This window comes from Roseibium sp. (assembly GCF_039982295.1).
Classification (GTDB): domain Bacteria; phylum Pseudomonadota; class Alphaproteobacteria; order Rhizobiales; family Stappiaceae; genus Roseibium.
Genome location: NZ_JBDWYP010000046.1, coordinates 1 through 3,997, shown reverse-complemented (window position 1 = coordinate 3,997; position 3,997 = coordinate 1). Strand labels below are relative to the sequence as shown.

Below are 3,997 nucleotides of genomic sequence, written 5' to 3'. Positions count from 1 at the left end.
CACCGCGACCTTCGTCGCGCACGATCTGTCCTCGGATCACGTCTCGACGCTCGGCTTCTTCGCCACGGTTCAAGACCTTCCAAAACAACTCGGTATCATCGGGAAGATCGGTTGCATCCGCGATGAAGAATCGAAGGCTCTTTTTCGGCAGCAGAACGCCATGCCGCTCCAATAGGTCCCGAAGCATTCCCGGACGGAATCCATCCTGCGTCACTTCGCAGTTGATACGAAGATGGTATCGAATATCGACCGGAAATCTGTCTTCGACAAACTGCTCAGTGTTCTTGAAGACATGCGCGAATGCGGCAGCCTCTCCCGCTGCACTCTTTGCCGGTGCTGGGTAGGCGTTCCCGAACACATCCCGCCATTTTTGGCGCTCGTTCTTCTGTCCGCTCGCATCGATGGCTTTTAGACATAAATCGTATGCCTTCTTCGCCTTCCGCTCGAACCGCTTCTTGACGCGGACGCGTTGGCGACTGCCAAGCGCTGCATACTCGGATTGCTTGGGCTGATCAGCCAGGAATTCGAAGAAATCTCGGCACATGTAGTCGTAGTAGTGGTAGCTCTTGGTATCGTATTCGTCGGTCGACTCGAGGAAGTTGTAGGCGAGAGTGTCGATCAGAAGGCCGCCCATGGCGACGCCGTGCTTGTTCTTCCAGGCGCGCGCCATCTTGCACAAGCGGCGAAGGTTCCGGTTCTTGCGCTCATTGGCTTCTTTCATTTCATCGAGTTCAGCCTGCGGCTTGGTATTCTTCCACGACCCACCGTTTGCGGTGTCAGGGTACTTATAGCTCCCATCAGCTAGCTTGAAGGCCGGCATCACTTCGATGTGGAAATCGTTGTAAAGCACCCGGACAACCAAACGATCCACCTTGACGGTCGTCGAAGGGTATCGCCGCTTGATCGCAGCCTTGGCATCGTGAAGAAGCCGATACTGGCCCCCAACCTTGTAGCTATCCCACTTCCCGGCAGGCATGATGTAGATCATGTCCAAGTCGGAAATGCCCTTGATCGCCGTCCAACGGCCATAGGAGCCAACTTGAAGGCTGTTAGCCGTTTTTGACTCTGTGTCGCGAAACTCTTTGTTAAGGGAAGCAGTGACTTCGCCGTATCGCAAGGCAATCGTCGCGGCATTATCGATCTTGATGTTATCGAGAAAGGTCTTGAAGTCTTCAGAGATGCCCATTGATGTCTCGCGTTTTTGCCGGTTCAGCGCCTCTTAGGCCGGTGCGGCGGTTTACAAATTTGCCTTTCTTTCGGCTTCCCGTTATAAGTTAGGGACGAAAGGCCGCGCTTTCAAGCGTTGTAGTTTACAAAATATCAGTCATGTGGGTGGAATGTAAACCACCCACTGGGAGGACGTTATGATTGGCAAGCGACTCAAAGGAGCCCGAGCGGCATCTGGCCTCTCGCTCCGTGCACTTTCCGATGCCATGGAGAACAAGGTATCCGCTCAAGCCATAGGCAAGTACGAGCGCAATGAAGACATGCCCGGTTCGGGCGTGCTGCTAAGTCTTGCCCGAGCACTCGGCGTCTCTGTGGATTTCCTGCTCAGCGATGATGAGCTTGAGTTGGAGGGCGTTGAGTTTCGCAAGTCAGCCAGCTCGTCAGCCAAGGAGATCGCGACGATCGAAGCCAAGACGCTTAATATGGTTGAAAAGTACCTAGCTATCGAAAGCTTGCTGAATCTTTCGAGCCAGGAATGGGATGCCCCGCACGAAGCACCCTATTGGGTGGCCGATGTTCGTGATGCCGAGGACGCGGCTCGCAACATGCGTGCTTCTTGGCAGTTGGGTCATGACCCGATTCCAATGCTTGCCGAACTCCTCGAGGAGCACGGGATCAAAGTGCTGTCTTTGGATGTTGATCGGATTGACGGGCTTGCGGCGAAAGTGCGTCGAAAAGAGCACCACTCCGCCCGTGTTATCATGATCAAGAAGAAGACCTGGTCTGAGCGGAAGCGCTTCAGTTTAGCTCACGAATTGGGCCACATGGTTCTTAAAGTCGCCGAAGGGTGTGATTCAGAACGCGCCGCGAATCGATTTGCTGGTGCATTCCTCGTTCCGGCAGAAGTGCTACGGCAGGAGATTGGTGCCCGCAGAACGGACATAAGCATTGGTGAGCTCATTAGTCTGAAGGATCGGTTTGGCGTCAGCATTCAAGCGCTGACGTATCGATGCAAGGATTTGGACATCATCAATCAGGCAACATTTGCGCGTCTGTTCAAGGTCTATAAGCAACGAGGTTGGCGCGATGAGCCGTTCGAGGAGCCAAATTCCATTCCTTGGGAACGAGAAGAACCGGACCGCTTTCAACGTTTGTGTTTTCGTGCCCTCTCCGAGGGGTTGATTGGGTTGTCTCGCGCGGCAGAACTTCTCGAAATACGGGTTAAAGAACTGGAAGAGCGGTTGGACCACATGGCATAGTGCCTATGTGCAAATTCTTGTTTCTGATACCTCTGTCCTGATTGACATTGAAAGAGCCTCGCTGACCGCGAGGCTCTTTGACCTGCCCTATGATTTTGTTGTTCCGGATGTTCTCTATCAAGCAGAACTCCTCGACTGGATGGGGCCAGATCTGATTGACCTGGGGCTGAGAGTAGAAGAGCTCACGCCAGAAGAAACCGCACGTGCAACAGAGCTGAAGCGGGCAAAAGCTATGTTGTCGACGCCTGATGTCTTTGCGTTTTGTATGGCGGCGGGAAGGGATTGGGTTCTACTAACCGGAGACGGTGCGCTCAGGGCTGAGGCGGAGCGCCAAGAACTCGCGATGCATGGTGTTTTGTGGGTGTTCGATGAGATGGAACATCACGAGGTTTGTTCGACCGTCCTCCTCAAGTCGGGCCTCGAGGCGGTTCGTGATCACCCGAGATGCAGACTTCCCATTAGGGAAATCAATAGGCGCCTTGCGAGATACTAGATTGTTTATTCGGCTTGCTGGAGGGAAATTGTTGCGAAGCTCTTCTTCGCTTTAGCCTTGCGGCCTCCCCAGCTCGGCTTCGCGTGTCGCAGGGGAGAACGGCCCTTCGGTCCGTCGCGCATTCGGCCATGCGGCCTCACCGCGGCGTCGCGCCCGGCATCCCGGTTTGCCCGCCTCGCGAGCACGTCCCTCCCCGGCCGCTCCGCCGGATTGCGCTCTGGTCTGTTTTGCGGAGCAAAACGATCCCGCCGCTTCATCCGTCTCCCGCGTCCGGTCGTGCCGTTTGCCTGCTCGTGTCGGACAAACCTACCGTCAAAACACACACACATGAGCGCGGAAGCATATCCTCCGGATGGCCCCCAAATCAGCCTGCGTCAAGGATCGCAAAACTTTTCGGCGAGGGCGGAGCCCGTGGCGCGGGGCGGTCCCGTGCGTGAGGGCGCGCATGTGTCAGTTGCTGCATGCGGAAAACTTTTGCGCCCGGCAAGCCGGCGGCTGCGCCGTCCCTGACCCGGGCAGATTCGGAAACCAGGCATTCGGCCATGCCCCCACACTCACGTGGTGGCCTTGCAACTGAACACTGGAGACCAGACATGGCTTACGACACCGCAAACACCTACGAGACCATCGAGCTTTTCGGACTGACCGAGAAGGACGCGCAGCTGCCGATCCCGGAGGATCACATCCTGACCGACCACATCATCCGCGAAAGCTTCGAGGCATTGCTCGGGCAGCTGCGCGGGACCGGGCTTGAAGCGGAAATCGAACCGCTGGCCCATGGGCTCGCCACGATCCTGCAGCGGCGCAAGGTGGCGCTTGGCAAGGAGGTCGACCGCACCGCCGACAAGATCGGCGCGCTGGCAAAAACTCACGACGGATCGGAGATCGCCGAGACCGCGCTCGAAGAGGCGCAGGCGCGCTTTGTGCAGCTGCGCGAGATTGTCAGCGCCATCGAGGTGATGAGCGAGGCGGCGGCGGAATGCTACGAGATCGAGACGGGCCACGCCTTCATTCCGGCAGCCGGGTCGCGCGCAAGCGTCCGGACGCAAGAGACAGGTGCTGTCTTCGAGGCGCGGCA

Annotated in this window: 3 protein-coding genes and 1 pseudogene; 3 read left to right on the top strand and 1 reads right to left on the bottom strand. The window is 56.8% G+C overall.

Features of this window, described 5'->3' with window-relative positions; translation table 11 throughout:
• Positions 1–1,186 (bottom strand): nucleotidyltransferase (locus tag ABJZ52_RS09295; RefSeq protein WP_348487750.1); only part of this gene is annotated, 1,186 nt, incomplete at its 3' end.
• A 178-nt stretch (positions 1,187–1,364) separates the two neighbouring features.
• On the opposite strand from ABJZ52_RS09295, the gene ABJZ52_RS09290 reads away from it, so the two are divergent.
• The 3 genes and pseudogenes from ABJZ52_RS09290 to ABJZ52_RS09280 form a co-directional block, all read left to right on the top strand.
• A complete protein-coding gene (locus ABJZ52_RS09290) occupies positions 1,365–2,426 on the top strand; it encodes an XRE family transcriptional regulator (protein WP_040701722.1) in 1,062 nt (353 codons plus the stop codon).
• A gap of 7 nt (positions 2,427–2,433) precedes the next feature.
• Positions 2,434–2,919 carry a hypothetical protein gene (locus ABJZ52_RS09285; protein WP_348487749.1) on the top strand — a complete coding sequence of 162 codons (486 nt, stop codon included), beginning with the start codon at positions 2,434–2,436 and terminating at the stop codon, positions 2,917–2,919.
• A 593-nt stretch (positions 2,920–3,512) separates the two neighbouring features.
• A pseudogene (locus tag ABJZ52_RS09280) lies at positions 3,513–3,997 on the top strand (hypothetical protein); the annotation flags it as partial.

Coding starts and splice junctions, on each gene's coding strand:
- ABJZ52_RS09290 (WP_040701722.1), top strand. CDS start 1,365: ATGATTGGCAAGCGACTCAAAGGAGCCCGAGCGGCATCTGGCCTCTCG.